Below are 15,358 nucleotides of genomic sequence, written 5' to 3'. Positions count from 1 at the left end.
AGCCACCACTACGGACAGGGCGGTGGCCCCGGTGCCGTCGACGACCTGAACGCCGACGGTTCCGGGGCCAGGTCCCGTCTCACGCCTCCGGGGCCGGCACCACGCTCAGGTGGCTCGCCGAGCGCCGCGGGCGGCGTGGTCCGCGTGAGGTGTCCGCCGGGCGCCGCGTCTCGCGGAGCACCAGCGTCAGCCTCGTATAGCCCAGGTCCGCAAGAGACCTGGGGGTCTCGCCCACGACCCGGCACTCGGTGGCGCCCCAGCGCGGATCGGGGTGCAGCAGCGGGCGCAGTGCCCCGTCGTGCTGGACGGCCTCCGCACCGACCGCCCGGATCCAGTGCGGCAGGCCCTGCCGGTAGGCGGCCTCCATGAGCGGGTCCTGGGCGATGTCGCGGCGGATGGCCTGGAGACCGCGGTCCTGGGCGTGCCGCTCCATCGCGGCGGCGAAGTGCGCCAGCATCGGCAGACACCAGCTCGACTCGTGCTCGCCGAGGACCGTGCCCGCGTCCGGATGGAAGAGGACGAAACGGAGGAAGTTGTCGCCGGGCATGGCCGTGGGATGCGGGCCGACGGCGCGGAAAAGTGTCTCGAACGCGGTGTTGGAGAGGACCACGTCCCAGCGGTGGTCGAGGACGACGGACGGAAAGGTCACGGCCTCGACGAGTGCGGCGTAGTCCCGCAGATACGCCTGGGCCTCGGGACTCTCGGGGACGGGCCGCGGCGCCGGCCGCTGCCCTCCTGCCTGAAATGCCATCGGGAGGTCACCCCTCTTGCCTATGCGGCCTTCACGCGGCGCCCTGATCCTGCTGCCCTGGCAGGAGCCGTGTCAACTATCGTGGCATTTCATGCCTGTTGACGGCTGAATCTGGCCACAGATGTGGCGAGCGCTGGATGTGAGTTCGAACAACCCGCTACTCTCTCCGGGCAGTTCACGGCGACCGACGAAGTCGCGGCAGAGGTACGTAGACGTACGGGGACGCGAAGACCTGCGCGACCCACATACACAGAAGACGGTAGGAGATCTGTCGGTGACGGATGGCTACGAGGTTCCGGGCGCCACGGCGACGGTTCTGCTGTCCGCCGTCGTGGCCCGGGTCACCGCGCTCGCGGACCGGCTCGGAGTGGCGCACGCCGAGGTCTTCCGGACCGGGCGGCTCTCCGCCGCGTCCGGCGTCCCGGAGAGCGTCGTCAAGGCCCTGCTGAGCGGGCAGAGCGCCGGCGAGCCCGATCTCCAGGCCCGTTTCCTTCAGCGGCTGGGCCTGCTGCGCCGCACCCGGCTGAAACCGAACGGCCGCAAGTACACCCAGCAGGAGATCGCCGACGGCGCCGGCATGTCGCGCCAGCAGGCGGGCGCGCTCATCAACGGCGACCGGCGCCCCACCATGGAGCACTGCGACGCCATCCAGCGCTTCTTCAGAGTGCACGCCGGTTTTCTCACCGCGGAGGATCCCGAGGCACTCGCGGGCGCCCTCCAGGCTTGTGAACAGGAGCTTCTCCAGCAGCTCGCCGACCGGGAGCGCGAAGCGGCGAAGGCCGCCGACGACCCGCTGCAGCGGCTGCTGCAGGACCACGGCGTCCGCGGCATCGCCTGGCGAGCCGCGCAGCTGCCCTCCGACCAGCATCGCGACAAGGTCGCCGAGTGGCTGGACATGCTTCTGGAGAGCGTCAAGCGGCCGGAGTCGTGATCCGAGGGATGACTGTGAACATCGGCAAGGAAATGCGCCGCCTGTGCGGCGAGCTGGTGACCGAGCTGAAGCTCCCGGCACCGGCCGAACCCGCCGACCTCTACGCGGCGCTGTGCGACGCCATGAGCAGGCGCCGGGGCCGTCCCGTCGTGTTCCGAGCCGCCCCCTTCCCACCCGGCACGGCCAGCGGGCTGTGGCTCGACATGGCCGACCAGGACCTCATCGTGGTCGAGGAACGCACCGCGCCCGACCACCAGTTGGTGATCCTGGGCCACGAGCTGTGGCACATGCAGGCCGGGCACTGCGGCCACCATGTCGAGGGCGCGGTGGTCGCCGCCCGGCTGCTCAGCGACACCGCGGACCTCCAGGCGACGGTGCGCAAGGTGGCCGCCCGCACCCGCTCCGACCTCGCCGACGAGCAGGCCGCCGAGAGCTTCGGTCTGCTGCTGGCCAGCAAGTGCCGTACGTGGCTCGCCGGTTCGGCGCGCCGGCCGGTGCGGCGCGACCAGCTCGCGGGCCGTATCGAGGCCTCCCTCGGCTATCGCGGGCCGCAGAGCTGAGGCGGCGCCCGCCGTGAACGACTCCAGTTACTACGTGCCGTCGGCCGCGATGGTGATCGTCCTCCTCCTCAAGGGCCGGGCGGTGCTGCGCGCCTGGCGCGACCCGCTGCTGCGGTCGGTGTACGCGCTGCTCCTGCTGTCCGTGCTGGTGTTCCTCTTCGCGGCCCCGCCGACCATCGCCCGGGTCAACCGGATCACCGCTGTCCCGAACTTCTCGGCGCCGCTGGTGTACTGCCTGCTGAGCGCCTTCAGCGCCTCCTGCCTGGTACTGATCATCAACTGGCGCGGCGGCCCGCCCGAGGCCACCCGGCGCGCCTCGCACCGCTGGATCGCCGGGTACGCCGTCGTGATCGTGGCGACGGCGGCCCTGTTCGCCCTCGGGGACACGCCCGAGCAGCGTCTGCGCGACTTCGACACGTACTACGCGAACACCCCGTTCGTCCGCGAGATGATCGTGCTGTACCTCGTCGCGCTGACGGTCGCGAACATCGCGATGAACATGGTCTGCTGGCCGTGGGCGCTGAGGGTGCACGGCTGGCTGCGGGTGGGGCTGCTCGTCATCGTGGCCGGTTTCTTCTGCAACATCGCCTTCGCGGCCACCAAGCTGACGGCCGTCGTCGCCCGCTGGAACGGCGGAGACCTCGACTACCTGAGCACCTATGTCGCCCCCGCGCTGGCCGCCGCCGCGGAGGTCGTCACCGCGGCCGGCTTCTGCATCCCGCTGGCCTGCCAGCGCGTCGAGGACGTGTGGAGCACCTGGTCGACGTACCGCCGGCTCAGCCCGCTGTGGCGCGAGCTCGCCCCGCTGTCGGACCACGGCGACCACGCGGTCCGTATCGCCTGGTGGTCGTCTGCCGAACTCCAGGTCACCCGACGGGAGTCCGACATCCACGACGGCATGCTCAGTCTCTACCCGTACTTCGACGCGACCGTCCGGACCCGGGCCTACGAGGCCGCCCGCGCCGCGGGTTCCTCCCCCGACGTCGCCCGCGCCGAGGCGGACGCGGCCATGGTGACGGCGGCCTTACGGGCCCGGTCGGCGGACCCGGACGGCAGAATCATCACTGCGGCGACGCCGGAGAACGGCGGCCCGCCATCGGCCACGGAGACCCCCCGCGACCTGGTAGCCATGTCCCACGCCCTGCGCCGGTCCCCGGTGGTCGCAGCGGTGCGAGAAGAAGCGGCGGCTTGGCGGTAGGCGCTGATGCTTTCAGGGGCGCGGGGAACTGCGCGACCAGCCACAGCGAGCCCGCAGCCGAGACACTACGTAGCGCTACGTTCGCTGACCTCACGCAAGTCCCGTTCCACCGCCCGCCCATGGACATCGCAGGGCCGCCCGTCGATCAACAGCTCCCGCCAGTGCTCCCGACTCCAGTCGGCCGGCGCACTCCCCCCGGTGAACTCCTCGACCAGCGCCACGAACCGCGCCGGATCACCGTGGAACGGAAAATGCCCCGCCCCCTCGAAGATCTCCAGCCGGCTGCCCGGCATCGCCTCGTGCGCCCGGTACGCGTGCCGCACCGGCACCACGCTGTCCCGGTCCCCCCACAGCAGCATCGTCGGCATGCCCTCGGTGAGATAGCACCGGTCGAGCATCGTCACGACCTGCCCGCGCCAGTCGACGACCGCGCGCAGGGTGCGGATGAAGGCGTTGCGGGAGGTCTCGTCGGGCAGCGCGTCGACGAGGGTGAGCAGTTCCTGCGCGTCCTGGCCCAGATCGGTGTCCAGGAGCTTCATCAGCCGTACGGCGAGCCCCACTTGGAGCCGCATCCCGGGCAACCGCAGCGCGGAGAGCGCGAGATGGGCGCCGGGCACCGACACCGCGCGCAGGACCGGGTTGACCTCGCGGCCCACACCGCCCGCGCTGACCAGGATGAGCCGCTCGGTGCGCTCGGGGAACTGGTAGGCGAACTGCATGGCCACCCCGCCGCCGAGCGAGTGTCCGACGAGCGTCGCGGACTCGATGCCGAGGCTGGTGAGCAGATCGCGCACACCGTTGGCGTAGGCGGCCACCGAGTAGTCGGCGCGCGGCTTGTCGGAGGCGCCGTGACCGAGCAGGTCGGGGGCGATCACGGTGTGGTTGCGGGCGAGGTCGGGGATCAGCTCGGCCCAGGTCTCCGAGGAGTCCCCGATGCCGTGGATCAGGACGAGGGCCGGGCCCTCGCCGGCCATCCGGAAGGCCCGGCGGTAGCCGTGCACGACGCGGTACCGCAGCTCCAGCTCACCGTCGCCGACCGGTCGCAGCCGTACCGCGCGCGCCGGTCCGTGACGCGGGATGTCCGCCACACCGCTCACCTCCCCGCTTCCTGTGCCCGAACCCCTGAACCTCTTGCCGAAAACCCTTTCCATCCAGCGTAGAACCCCATTCTCACGAGGCGTTTCGAGAAGGTTTCGCCTCCGCTAAGCGAGCGAACCGACGTGTACGGAACCGGGATTGTCAGTGGTGGGCGGCAAGCTGGGAGGTGCACCACTGAACAGAGATGACGCAGAGATGACGCCGACATGGGGAGAGCCGTCCGATGCCGACCGCCGTACTGACCGACCGTGAGCGCACCGCCGTACAGGCCTACTTGCGGCTGCTGCACACCGTCCGCGCCGCCTTCGACGTGCCGCAGGGCAGCCACCGGCCACCCGTGGTGCCACCGGCCGTCCTCGCGGAGGCGGAGGCAGCCCTGGCGCAGGCGGGGCTGACGGGCAACGAGGAGAGATTCTTCCGGTTGCTCAGGCAGGCTGGTGCGGCACACTGACCGCCGTCGCCAACAGCCCTCGCCGCACGGTCCAGCGCCCGTCGAAGTACCCGAGTTCCCGGCCGCCGACGACCGGTCCGGGCACCAGCAGACGGGCCCTGAAGGTGCCGTACGGGTGCGGGCCGGGCACCGCCGTGAACTCGATGTCGGCCTCGCTGAAGTCGAGCCACCTGCCGGTGAGGGGGAACCACGCCTTGTAGACCGACTCCTTGGCGCTGAACAGCAGCCGGTCCCAGTGCACGGGGTCTCCGGACGCGTTCGCCGTCAGTGCGCGCAGGTGTACCCGCTCGGCGGGCAGGGACACGGAGTCCAGGACGCCCTCGGGCAGTGGCTGGTGGGGTTCGGCGTCGATGCCGACGGAGGCTAGGTCGTCCGCGCGGACCAGTGCGGCGGCGCAGTAGCCCTCGCAGTGGGTCATGCTGCCGACCAGGCCGGCCGGCCACTGCGGGGCGCCCCGCTCACCGGGGAGCACGGGCTGCGGCGGCACGCCGAGCTTCTCCATGGCCCGGCGGGCGCACGCGCGTACGAGGGTGAACTCGCGGACGCGCTTGGGCACCGCCCGAGCCACGAGCGCCGCCTCCTCGGGATACAGCGTCGCGCCCCCGGGCCCGCCGGCCCCGTAGGCGCTGTCGGCCCACTCGTCACCGTGCGTCTCCACGGCCACCACCGTGGCCGGAAGCAGCTCCTCGATCACCGGATCCGACCTCCATCGGCAGTATGCGGCGCAGCCGTCCCGGGTCTCCCGGGCGCTTCTGCCATTCGCGGGGGTAGCCCACGGACACTTCTTCGAAGCGGACGCCCTCGTGCCAGGTGGTCCGAGGGATGTGCAGATGGCCGTAGACCATGGTCGCGACGCGGAACCGGCGGTGCCAGTCGGCGGTCAGCGTGGTGCCGCACCACATGGCGAACTCGGGGTGCCACAGCACGTCCGTCGGATGCCGGTCCAGCGGATAGTGGTTGACGAGCACCGTCGGCAGGTCCTCGGGCAGTTCGGCGAGCCGCCGCTCGGTCTCCGCGACGCGGGCCCGGCACCAGGCCTCGCGGGTCGGGTAGGGGTCGGGGTGCAGGAGGTACTCGTCGGTGCAGACGATGCCGGTGCCGTGCGCGTACGCCAGTCCCTCCTCCTTGGTCGCGGAGCCCCGCGGCAGGAAGGAGTAGTCGTAGAGGAGGAAGAGCGGCGCGACGACCACGGGGCCGCCGGGGCCCTCCCACACGGGGTACGGGTCCTCTGGCGTCGTCACACCCAGCTCGCGGCACAGCTCGACCAGGTGTTCGTAGCGGGCGACCCCACGGAGAGTGACCGGGTCCTTGGGGTGTGTCCACAGCTCGTGGTTGCCGGGGGCCCAGACGACCTTGCGGAAGCGGCCGGCGAGGGTTTCGAGGACCCAGCGGATGTCGGCCACCGACTCCGACACGTCGCCGGCGACGAGCAGCCAGTCGTCGTCCGTCTCGGGGCGCATCTGTTCGACCAGGGCGCGGTTCTCCGGGTAACCGATGTGCAGATCACTGATCGCCAGCAGCTGTCCGGCACCACCGGCCGTCGTCTCCACCCCAGCCCCTTCCGCATCCGAACTCCGCCCCCGCGGGCGCACGTTCGGACCCACAAGAACACATCACCGGCAGCCGGACAAGTACGGCTCCCCGCCGTCCGGCACCCCTCCCGGCGCAGCTCACCGGACGGGCCGAAGATCATTACAGGGGACCACTGTTGGTACACAAGGAAACACACGGGGTACTGCTGTCAATTCCGTAACACGCGCGTAGCAGGAACAGGGTCTGCGGAGCCTTATGATCGCCTCAACACTTCCGCCGAAAATCCGGTTCGCACCCGGGTGGCTTGTCGTGTTCCCAACTCTCCCCTGGCCGGGCTCGGCCTTGTTTTGACGTGTCGCCGCGCCCGTGAACCTTGAAAGGTGGCCCTGCATGGTCTCTCGCGTACGCGTCTGGCTGAACCGCACGTACGCGGAGAACGTGTTCTTCATGGAACAGCTGAGGAGAAATCCCAGCGACCGCGCCGTCGAGATCCACGCCACCCACGGGGACGCCGACTCCCCCGTCCTGGCCGCCGCCGACACCGCCGCCATGGAGCCCGAGGGCCTGTCCCCCGCCGCGTACGTCGAGTACGCGCTCGACCAGTGCGACCGTCGCGAGATCGACGTGTTCGTACCGCGGCTGCACCAGGACGCGATCGTCGGGCACCGCGCGGACTTCGAGGCCGTCGGCACCAAGCTGCTCGCGCCGACGCCGGAGGCCGTGGCCGTCTTCCAGGACAAGGCGACCGCCTACCAGGCCGTCGAGGCCGTCGGCGTCCCTGTGCCGCCCTGGTGGCGGGTGCGCAGCGCCGACGAACTCGTCGTCGCCGTCGAACAGTTGGAGGCGGACGGCCACAAGGCGTGCTTCAAGCCGGCGGCGGGCGCGGGTGGAGTGGGCTTCCGCATGATCACGCGCGCCCCCTTCTCGATGTCGCACCTCAACGGGTTCCCCAGCCCCTACGTCCAGTTGGACATGGTCCTCGACGTGCTGCGGAACACCGACGAGGACATCGACTGGCTGGTGATGCCCCGTCTGGAGCAGCCGGAGGTGTCCGTCGACTGCCTCACCGGCCCCGACTCGCGCATCCGGATGGCGATCGGCCGCACCAAGAACGGCCGGCGGCGCGGCTTCACCCTCGACGAGGCCTGGCTGGAGCCTGCGCGGCTCATCGCCGAGGGCTTCGGACTGCACCACCTGAGCAACATCCAGTTCCGGATGTACGAGGACCGGCCGGTCCTGATGGACGTCAACACCCGGCCGGCCGGCGGTCTGCACCAGCTCTCACTGTGCGGCATCAACGCCCCTTGGGCGGCAGTGCAGTTGGCGCTCGGCGAGGACCCGGGCGACCTGGTGCCGCCGTTCCTCGGGCAGGACTACGCGGTGATCTCCGCGCCGCGTCTGGTGCGTACCGTGTCGGCGACCGCGGACGAGGTTCCGGAGCCCACGTCCCAGCTTGCCGCCGTACCGGCGACGGCGCCCGCCGAGGAGCCGGTCTCGGCGGCGGACGCGTCCGCGGGAGCACCGGCGGCGGCCACCGCGTAACCCCCTCGTCAACCGGACACACCCACCGGACTCACCCTCATCGGTCTGGACCAATCGGCGCTCAGTCTCTTGACAGCCCGACTGGTCCAGACCAACTTTGTTGCGCACCCCTCTGCATCTTCGTGCAGAGCTCTGCACTCCCGAACACCCCCACCGCTTCAGGGAGATCGCGTGCGCTTCACACTCACCAGACACCGACTGCTCGCCCTGCTCGGCTCCGCCACCCTGGCCCTGGCCGGGGCGGTAGCCCTGCCCGGCACCGCCCAGGCGGCCAACGTCCTGGCCAACCCCGGCTTCGAGTCGGGTTCCCTCTCCCCCTGGTCCTGCACCGGCAACCTCGGTCAGATCACCTCCTCCCCCGTCCACGGCGGCACCAAGTCCCTTGCCGGGGCGGCCAGTTCGAGCGACAACGCCCAGTGCACCCAGACCGTCACCGTCCGCCCCAACACCGCCTACACACTCAGCGGCTGGGTGCGCGGCTCATACGTCTACCTGGGCGTCGACAGCGGCGCCTCGACCTGGACGACGTCCCCCTCGGCGTACGCCCAGCTCTCCGTCTCCTTCACCACGGGAGCCGCGCAGACCACCGCCACGGTCTACACCCATGGCTGGTACGGCCAGGGCACCTACTACGCCGACGACATCAGCCTCGACGGCCCGGGCGGTGGCGGCTCGGACACCCAGGCACCGACCGCGCCCGGCACCCTCCGCTCCACGGCCAAGTCCTCCTCGACGGTCTCCCTGGCCTGGAACGCCTCGACGGACAACGTCGGCGTCACGGGGTACGACATCTACCGCGGCGCGAACCAGGTGCAGAGCGTGTCCGGCACGACGGCCACGGTGAGCGGGCTCTCGCCGAGCACCGCGTACTCCTTCTCGGTGAAGGCGCGCGACGCGGCGGGCAACGTCTCGGCGGCCTCCAACTCCGTGAGCGTCACGACGGACGCGGGCGGGAGCACCACCGGGTTCAAGCAGGCGGCGCCCTATCTCTACCTCGGCTGGGGCGACCCGCCGAGCGCGACCTCGGTGATGAGCGCGACGGGCGTCAAGTGGTTCACGCTGGCGTTCATCCTGTCCTCCGGCGGCTGCAACCCGGCCTGGGACGGCACCCGGGCGCTGACCGGCGGCAACGACCAGAGCGTCATCAACTCCATCCGTGCGGCGGGCGGTGACATCGTCCCGTCGATCGGCGGCTGGAGCGGCAACAAGCTCGGCCCGAACTGCTCGACGCCCGAGGCACTCGCGGGCGCCTACCAGAAGGTGATCGACGCGTACGGGCTCAAGGCGATCGACGTCGACATCGAGAACTCGGACGAATTCGAGAGCGAGGTGGTGCAGGACCGCATCCTGGGCGCCCTGAAGATCGTCAAGGCGAACAACCCGGGCCTGCGCACGATCCTCACCTTCGGCACGTCGACCACCGGCCCGACCTACTGGGGCAACCGCCTCATCGAGCGCGCGTCGGCCCTGGGCGCCAACATCGACGTGTTCACGATCATGCCGTTCGACTTCGGCGGCGGCGCCGACATGTACACCAGCACCGTGAACGCCACGGAGGGGCTCAAGACGAAACTGCGGTCCACGTTCGGCTGGGACGACGCGACGGCGTACGCCCACATCGGGATCTCCGGCATGAACGGTCTGTCCGACCAGCAGGAACTGACCAGCCCGACGACCTGGACGCAGATCCGCGACTGGTCCAACTCCCACCACATCGCCCGCCTCGCCTACTGGGCGGTCAACCGCGACCGCCCGTGCCCCGGCGGCGGAGTGGTCAGCAACTGCTCGGGCATCAGCCAGAACACCTGGCAGTTCACCTCGATCACGGCCGGCTTCACCGGCTGAGCAGCCGTTGAAAAAGGGGCGACCCGGCCCGCGAAGAGAGGCGGGCCGGGTCGCATCGACAGGAACGGGCGGGGCCGCAAGAACACGGCCCCGCCCGTCCCACCCAAGGGGCGCGGGGAACTGCGCGACCAGCCCCCCACCGGCCCGCAGCCAAACAACCGCCTGACCGGCGGAGCCGTCAGCCGACAGCCAGTCGCAACGTCAGCACCTCGAACGGCCGCAACGACACCGCCACCGAGTCACCTTCCACCGCAGCCTCCGACAACGGCCGTTCCAACAGGTCGGTGACCTTGGCCCCCGCCAACGGGAACCCCGTGCACAACACACCCTCCGCCCGACCACCACGCGACTCGTACAGACGCACGACGACATCGCCGGACGCGTCATCGGCAAGCTTCACCGCCTCGATGGTCACCCCGTCGCCGTCGGCCCAGACAACCGGCTCCGACGTACCCGCCGCGTCCGCGACACGCAACGGCAGATTCAGCGAGTACCCCTCGGCGACCGCGTCCTCGATGCTCGCGCCGGGCAGCAGCGAGTACGTGAAGCGGTGCTTGCCCTGGTCGGCCCCGGGATCGGGGATGCGCGGGGCGCGCACCAGCGACAGCCGGACCGTGGTCGTCGTACCGCCGTCCTCGCGGACCGTGCGGGAGACGTCGTGGCCGTACGTCGAGTCGTTGAGGACCGCGACGCCGTAGCCGGGCTCGGCGATGTGCACCCAGCGGTGGCCGGAGACCTCGAAGCGGGCCGACTCCCACGTGGTGTTGGTGTGCGTGGGCCGCTGGACGTGGCCGAACTGGATCTCCGCGCTGGAGTGCGCCGCGCGGACGTCCACCGGGAAGGCCGCCTTGAGGATCTTCTCGGCCTCGTGCCAGTCGATCTCCGTCTCGAAGTCGATCCGGGGACTCCCGGCCCGCACGGTGATCGTCTGGACGATCTTCGAGCCCTTGCCGAAGTCGCGCTCCACCCGGATGGCGCTGAGGAGCGGGTCCTCGTCGGTCACCGTGACGGAGGTCGTCTCCAGCAGGTCCGTGTAGCGGTTCTGGTAGTGCTTGTCGATGTCCCAGGCGTCCCAGTAGTTCGGGAGGTCGGTGTGCAGGCGGAGCAGGTTGCCCTTGTCTGCCAGGACTTCGCGGTTCGCCTTCAGGTCGCGGACCGAGGCCAGCGTGCCGTCCTCGGCCAACTCCACCCGGACCAGGCCGTTGTCGAGGATCCGCCCGTCGGTGACCGTCACCGGCCGCGGGGGCTCCGCGACGGCCAGCGGGGCGCTGCCGCTCGCCGGGACCTCCACGTACATGGGGACGCCCGTCGAGGTGCGGACCACCTCGGCCCGGTCGTACGGGCTGGTGTTGAAGGCGCGGGACTCGCCGCCGCCGAGCGCGGCCACCGCCTCGGCGGTGAGCGCCTCCAGCTCCTCGGCCACGCGGGCGTATTCGGCCTCCGCCTCGCGGTGCACCCAGGCGATGGACGAGCCCGGCAGGATGTCGTGGAACTGGTGGAGCAGGACCGTCTTCCAGAGGCGGTCCAGGTGCTCGTACGGGTAGGCGTAGCCCGGCGCGTGCAGCGCGGCCGTCGTCGCCCACAACTCGGCCTCGCGCAGCCGGTGTTCGCTGCGCCGGTTGCCCTGCTTGGTGCGGGCCTGGGAGGTGTACGTGGCCCGGTGGAGCTCCAGGTAGAGCTCGCCGACCCAGACCGGGGCCTCGGGGTACTCCTCGCGGGCCTTGGCGAAGAAGTCGTCGGGGTGTTCGATCTCGACGGTCGCCGAGCCCTCCAGGTCGGCGAGCCTGCGCGCCCGTTCCATGATCTCGCGGGTGGGGCCGCCGCCGCCGTCGCCCCAGCCGAAGGGGGCCAGCGAACGCGAAGCGGCGCCCTTCTCCTGGTAGTTGCGCGACGCGCGGGACATCTCCTCGCCGCTGAAGCGGGCGTTGTAGGTGTCGACCGGCGGGAAGTGCGTGAAGATACGGGTGCCGTCGATGCCCTCCCACCAGAAGGTGTGGTGGGGGAACTTGTTGGTCTGGTTCCAGGAGATCTTCTGGGTGAGGAACCACTCGTTGCCGGCGAGCTTGGCGAGCTGCGGGTAGGCCGCGGTGTAGCCGAAGGAGTCCGGCAGCCAGACGCCCTTGGTCTCGACGCCGAAGTGCTCGATGAAGAACCGCTTGCCGTGGATGAGCTGGCGGGCCATCGCCTCGCCGCCGGGCAGGTTGCCGTCGGCCTCGACCCACATGCCGCCGACCGGCGCCCACTGGCCCTTCTTCACCGATTCCTGGATGCGGGCCCACACCTTGGGGTAGTTGTCGCGCACCCACTCGTACTGCTGGGCCTGCGAGCAGGCGAAGATGAAGTCCTCGTACTCGTCGGCCAGCGAAGTGACGTTCGAGAAGGTGCGGGACGTCTTGCGCTTGGTCTCACGGATCGGCCACAGCCACGCCGAGTCGATGTGCGCATGGCCGACGCCCGAGATCTTGTGGGCGCTGGCGTTGGCCGGCTTGGCCAGCGCGGGCGCCAGGGCCGCTCGTACCGCCGCCGCCGAACCGGCCACGTCGTCCAGGTCGAGGAGGTCGAGGGCGCGGTCCAGGGTGTGCGCGATCTCGTGGCGGCGCGGGTCGTGGTCGTCCAGCTCCAGCATCAGCTCGCGCAGTACCTGGACGTCGAGGTCGAGGTGGAAGACCTCCTCGTCGAGGATGGCGAGGTCGGCGCGCTGGAAGGTGTAGATCGGCTTGTCGCCGGCGGTGAGGATGTCACCCATGGGGGTGATCTTGGAGAAGTTGTCGGCGAGGATGTCGGGGTTCGAGGCCGCCTCGACGAGGTAGTCGATCTCCTCGCCGCCCAGGGCCGGGTTGGCGATCGGCACGTACTGGTTGAGGGGGTTGACCGCCTTCAGCGGGGTCCCGTCGGTGAGGTGGACCAGGGCCTCGGCCTGGTTGCCGGGCCAGTCGCCGACGAAGCCGAGGTCGATGACCGCCTCGACGCGCCGCCCGGCCCACTCGGCGGGCACCCGGCCGCGCATCCGGAACCAGGTGGTGCCCCAGGGCGGGCCCCAGAGGGTGTCCATGGCGAAGGGCGCGTACTTCGCTGCCGCCGCCTCCTCGAAGGAGACCGGCTCGCCCGGCGCCTGCCAGGCCTCGACCTCGAACGGAACCGTGGCAGCGTAGATCGCCGCCTTGATGCGCTGGTCGTGGAGGCGCTGGACGCGCTCCTCGATCCGCCGGCGTTCGTCGTGCATGAGAAGTCTCCAGACCAGATACGAGCAGACCAGATGTGAGCAGACCGGGGTGAGCGACCCCGGACACAAGCAGACCGGACAAGGCCGGGAAAGCGCTTACTTAAGGTACGCCAGGCCAGGGTGGACCGAGGTGTACCCGTCGACCAGTCTGCGGGCCACGTTCACGGAGTCGACGAGCGGGTGCAGGGCGAACGCCTTGACCGCCGTCGCACGGGAGCCGGACTCGGCGGCGGCGAGCACCTCGCGTTCGACCGCCTTGACCGAGCAGACCAGGCCGGAGGCGTGGTCGGGCAGCGGGTCGACGGCGACGGGGTGGGCGCCGTTGGCGTCGACCAGGCAGGGCACCTCGATGACGGCCTCGGAGTCGAGGACCGAGAGCGTCCCGCGATTGCGGACGTTCAGGATCAGCGTGGTGCGCTCGTCGCGGGCGATGGCCCGCATCAGGGCGAGGGCGACCTTCTCGTAGCCCCCGGACAGGTCGTCGGCGTCGCGTTCGCCCGCGCCCGCCGTCTCGCGGGCCTCGGCCATGTAGGTCGCCTCGCGCTCGGCGCGGGTACGGTCCCAGGCGGTGAGGGCGGCGGCGTCCGGCCGCTTCATCTCGTCGTAGAAGCCGGCCTGCTGGTCGCGCAGGAAGGCGCCGCGGGTCTTCTCGGCCTCGCTGTAGGCGCGTACGGCCTCGCGGTTGAAGTAGTAGTAGTGCAGGTACTCGTTCGGGATGGCGCCCAGGGACTGCAGCCAGTCGGTGCCGAAGAGCTTGCCCTCCTCGAAGGAGCCGAGGAGGTCGGGGTCGGCGAGCAGTCGCGGCAGTTCGTCGCGGCCGTTGATCCGCAGCCCGCGCACCCAGCCCAGGTGGTTGAGGCCGACGTAGTCGATCCACGCCTCGCCGGGGTTGGCGCCGAGCACCCGGGCGATCCGGCGGCCGAGGCCCACCGGGGAGTCGCAGATGCCGATGACGCGGTCGCCGAGGTGGCGGGACATGGCCTCGGTGACCAGGCCGGCCGGGTTGGTGAAGTTGATGACCCAGGCGTCGGGGGCGACCCGCGCGACGCGACGCGCGATGTCCTCGGCCACCGGGACCGTGCGCAGGCCGTAGGCGATACCGCCCGCGCCGACGGTCTCCTGGCCGAGGACTCCCTCGGCCAGTGCCACCCGCTCGTCCTCGGCCCGGCCCTCGAGACCGCCGACGCGGATCGCGGAGAAGACGAAGTCGGCGCCGGTCAGCGCCTCGTCGAGGTCGGTCGTGGCGCTCACCTCGGGGGCGTCGGGCACCCCCGCCGCCTGTTCGGCCAGGACCCGGGTGACCGCGGAGAGGCGGCCGGCGTCCAGGTCGTGCAGGACGACATGCGTCACCCTGCCTTCGGCGTGGTCGCCCAGGAGCGCCCCGTACACGAGCGGGACGCGGAATCCGCCGCCGCCCAGAATGGTCAGCTTCAAGGTTGCACCTTTCCTGCCGTGATGATCTGCACCCCGGCCTCCTGCAGAGCGGACTGCGTCGCCGGGTCCACCGGCGCGTTCGTCACCACCATGTCCAAGTCTCCCGGGCCACAGACCTTCGCCATGCCCGTGCCCGGGAACTTGGCGCGGTCGGCGAGCAGCACGACCCGGTCGGCGGCCTTGATCATGGCGCGCTTGACCGGCACCTCGACCACCGTGGTGTCCATCACCTGGCCGCCGGGCCGGACGCCGCTGGTGCCCAGGAAGACCCAGTCGGCGTGCAGCTGGCGCAGGTTGTCCTCGGTGAGGAAGCCGACCAGGGAGCGGTACTCGCGCCGGACCATGCCGCCGAGGAGCACCAGTTCGATGCCCTCGTCGTCCACCAGCTCCTCGAAGACCACCAGGTTGCTGGTGATCACGGTGAGCCGGCGGCCGTGCAGCTGCCGGGCGAGCCGGTAGGCGGTGGTGCCGATGTCGAGCAGCACGGACTGCCCGTCCTCGACGAGGGAGGCGGCCTTGGCGGCTATCGCGTCCTTCTCGGCCACGCGCACCTCGGCCACCTCGGCGAAGGGCTGGTCGCCCTCGTCCGCCACGGCGCCGCCGTGTACACGTGTGAGCAGGCCTTCCTCCTCCAGTCTGACCAGGTCTCGCCGGACCGTGGCGGGGCTCACGCCCAGCTGCTCGGAGAGATCGGTCACGGCTGCGGGACCCCCGGAGCGCAGGGCCCGCAGGATGAGTTGATGTCGTCGTTCTGCCAGCACGCGACGAACAGTACTCGTCATCTTCAATCAT

General features: G+C 70.7%; 13 protein-coding genes. 6 read left to right on the top strand and 7 right to left on the bottom strand.

What is annotated here, in order from left to right; translation table 11 throughout:
* Nucleotides 1-79: 79 nt before the first annotated feature.
* Entirely contained in the window at nt 80-751 is a 672-nt protein-coding gene (locus tag OG241_RS45270) for a hypothetical protein (protein WP_405824333.1), read from the bottom strand.
* Nucleotides 752-1,025: 274 nt separating this feature from the next.
* Here OG241_RS45270 and OG241_RS45265 point away from each other — a divergent pair, with 274 nt between their 5' ends.
* Genes OG241_RS45265 through OG241_RS45255 form a run of 3 tightly spaced genes read left to right on the top strand, consistent with a single transcriptional unit; the run spans nt 1,026 to nt 3,440 of the window.
* Nucleotides 1,026-1,682 carry a helix-turn-helix domain-containing protein gene (locus tag OG241_RS45265; protein ID WP_405824331.1) on the top strand — a complete coding sequence of 219 codons (657 nt, stop codon included), beginning with the start codon at nt 1,026-1,028 and terminating at the stop codon, nt 1,680-1,682.
* 32 nt (nt 1,683-1,714) lie between these two features.
* Nucleotides 1,715-2,242 (top strand): toxin-antitoxin system, toxin component, encoded by a 528-nt coding sequence (locus OG241_RS45260; RefSeq protein WP_405826783.1) that lies wholly within the window; start codon nt 1,715-1,717, stop codon nt 2,240-2,242.
* Nucleotides 2,243-2,255: 13 nt separating this feature from the next.
* On the top strand, nt 2,256-3,440 hold the full coding sequence (locus OG241_RS45255) for an MAB_1171c family putative transporter (RefSeq protein WP_405824329.1): 1,185 nt from the start codon (nt 2,256-2,258) through the stop codon (nt 3,438-3,440).
* A 65-nt stretch (nt 3,441-3,505) separates the two neighbouring features.
* On the opposite strand, the gene OG241_RS45250 is transcribed toward OG241_RS45255, so the two are convergent.
* A complete protein-coding gene (locus OG241_RS45250; protein WP_405826781.1) occupies nt 3,506-4,528 on the bottom strand; it encodes an alpha/beta fold hydrolase in 1,023 nt (340 codons plus the stop codon).
* 233 nt (nt 4,529-4,761) lie between these two features.
* On the opposite strand from OG241_RS45250, the gene OG241_RS45245 reads away from it, so the two are divergent.
* Nucleotides 4,762-4,989 carry a hypothetical protein gene (locus tag OG241_RS45245; protein WP_405824327.1) on the top strand — a complete coding sequence of 76 codons (228 nt, stop codon included), beginning with the start codon at nt 4,762-4,764 and terminating at the stop codon, nt 4,987-4,989.
* Here the strand turns inward: OG241_RS45245 and OG241_RS45240 are convergent.
* A complete protein-coding gene (locus OG241_RS45240) occupies nt 4,964-5,683 on the bottom strand; it encodes a 4'-phosphopantetheinyl transferase (protein WP_405824325.1) in 720 nt (239 codons plus the stop codon). The two genes, OG241_RS45245 and OG241_RS45240, sit on opposite strands and share 26 nt — an antisense overlap.
* Entirely contained in the window at nt 5,631-6,539 is a 909-nt protein-coding gene (locus OG241_RS45235; RefSeq protein WP_405824323.1) for a metallophosphoesterase family protein, read from the bottom strand. Before OG241_RS45235 ends, OG241_RS45240 begins: the two co-directional genes overlap by 53 nt.
* Before the next feature lie 373 nt (nt 6,540-6,912).
* Between OG241_RS45235 and OG241_RS45230 the strand changes: the two genes are divergently transcribed.
* Together OG241_RS45230 and OG241_RS45225 are read left to right on the top strand one after the other, a co-directional pair.
* Nucleotides 6,913-8,064 carry an ATP-grasp domain-containing protein gene (locus OG241_RS45230; RefSeq protein WP_405824321.1) on the top strand — a complete coding sequence of 384 codons (1,152 nt, stop codon included), beginning with the start codon at nt 6,913-6,915 and terminating at the stop codon, nt 8,062-8,064.
* Between the two features lie 171 nt (nt 8,065-8,235).
* Entirely contained in the window at nt 8,236-9,909 is a 1,674-nt protein-coding gene (locus tag OG241_RS45225) for a carbohydrate binding domain-containing protein (protein WP_405824319.1), read from the top strand.
* 178 nt (nt 9,910-10,087) lie between these two features.
* Here OG241_RS45225 and OG241_RS45220 read toward each other — a convergent pair whose 3' ends face one another.
* The 3 genes from OG241_RS45220 to OG241_RS45210 form a co-directional block, all read right to left on the bottom strand.
* Nucleotides 10,088-13,132, bottom strand: coding sequence for an alpha-mannosidase (locus OG241_RS45220; protein ID WP_405824317.1), 3,045 nt, complete (start codon nt 13,130-13,132; stop codon nt 10,088-10,090).
* Between the two features lie 96 nt (nt 13,133-13,228).
* Nucleotides 13,229-14,566, bottom strand: coding sequence for a 6-phospho-beta-glucosidase (locus OG241_RS45215; RefSeq protein ID WP_405824315.1), 1,338 nt, complete (start codon nt 14,564-14,566; stop codon nt 13,229-13,231).
* Nucleotides 14,563-15,327 (bottom strand): DeoR/GlpR family DNA-binding transcription regulator, encoded by a 765-nt coding sequence (locus tag OG241_RS45210; protein WP_405824313.1) that lies wholly within the window; start codon nt 15,325-15,327, stop codon nt 14,563-14,565. Before OG241_RS45210 ends, OG241_RS45215 begins: the two co-directional genes overlap by 4 nt.
* Nucleotides 15,328-15,358 lie beyond the last annotated feature (31 nt).

The sequence above is a fragment of the Streptomyces sp. NBC_01390 genome, from assembly GCF_045040105.1.
Classification (GTDB): domain Bacteria; phylum Actinomycetota; class Actinomycetes; order Streptomycetales; family Streptomycetaceae; genus Streptomyces.
Note: the sequence above shows the minus strand (reverse complement) of the source record. Positions and strands in the feature narration are given on the sequence as shown.

Coding starts and splice junctions, on each gene's coding strand:
- OG241_RS45270 (WP_405824333.1), bottom strand. CDS start 751: ATGGCATTTCAGGCAGGAGGGCAGCGGCCGGCGCCGCGGCCCGTCCCC.
- OG241_RS45260 (WP_405826783.1), top strand. CDS start 1,715: ATGCGCCGCCTGTGCGGCGAGCTGGTGACCGAGCTGAAGCTCCCGGCA.
- OG241_RS45245 (WP_405824327.1), top strand. CDS start 4,762: ATGCCGACCGCCGTACTGACCGACCGTGAGCGCACCGCCGTACAGGCC.
- OG241_RS45230 (WP_405824321.1), top strand. CDS start 6,913: ATGGTCTCTCGCGTACGCGTCTGGCTGAACCGCACGTACGCGGAGAAC.
- OG241_RS45220 (WP_405824317.1), bottom strand. CDS start 13,132: ATGCACGACGAACGCCGGCGGATCGAGGAGCGCGTCCAGCGCCTCCAC.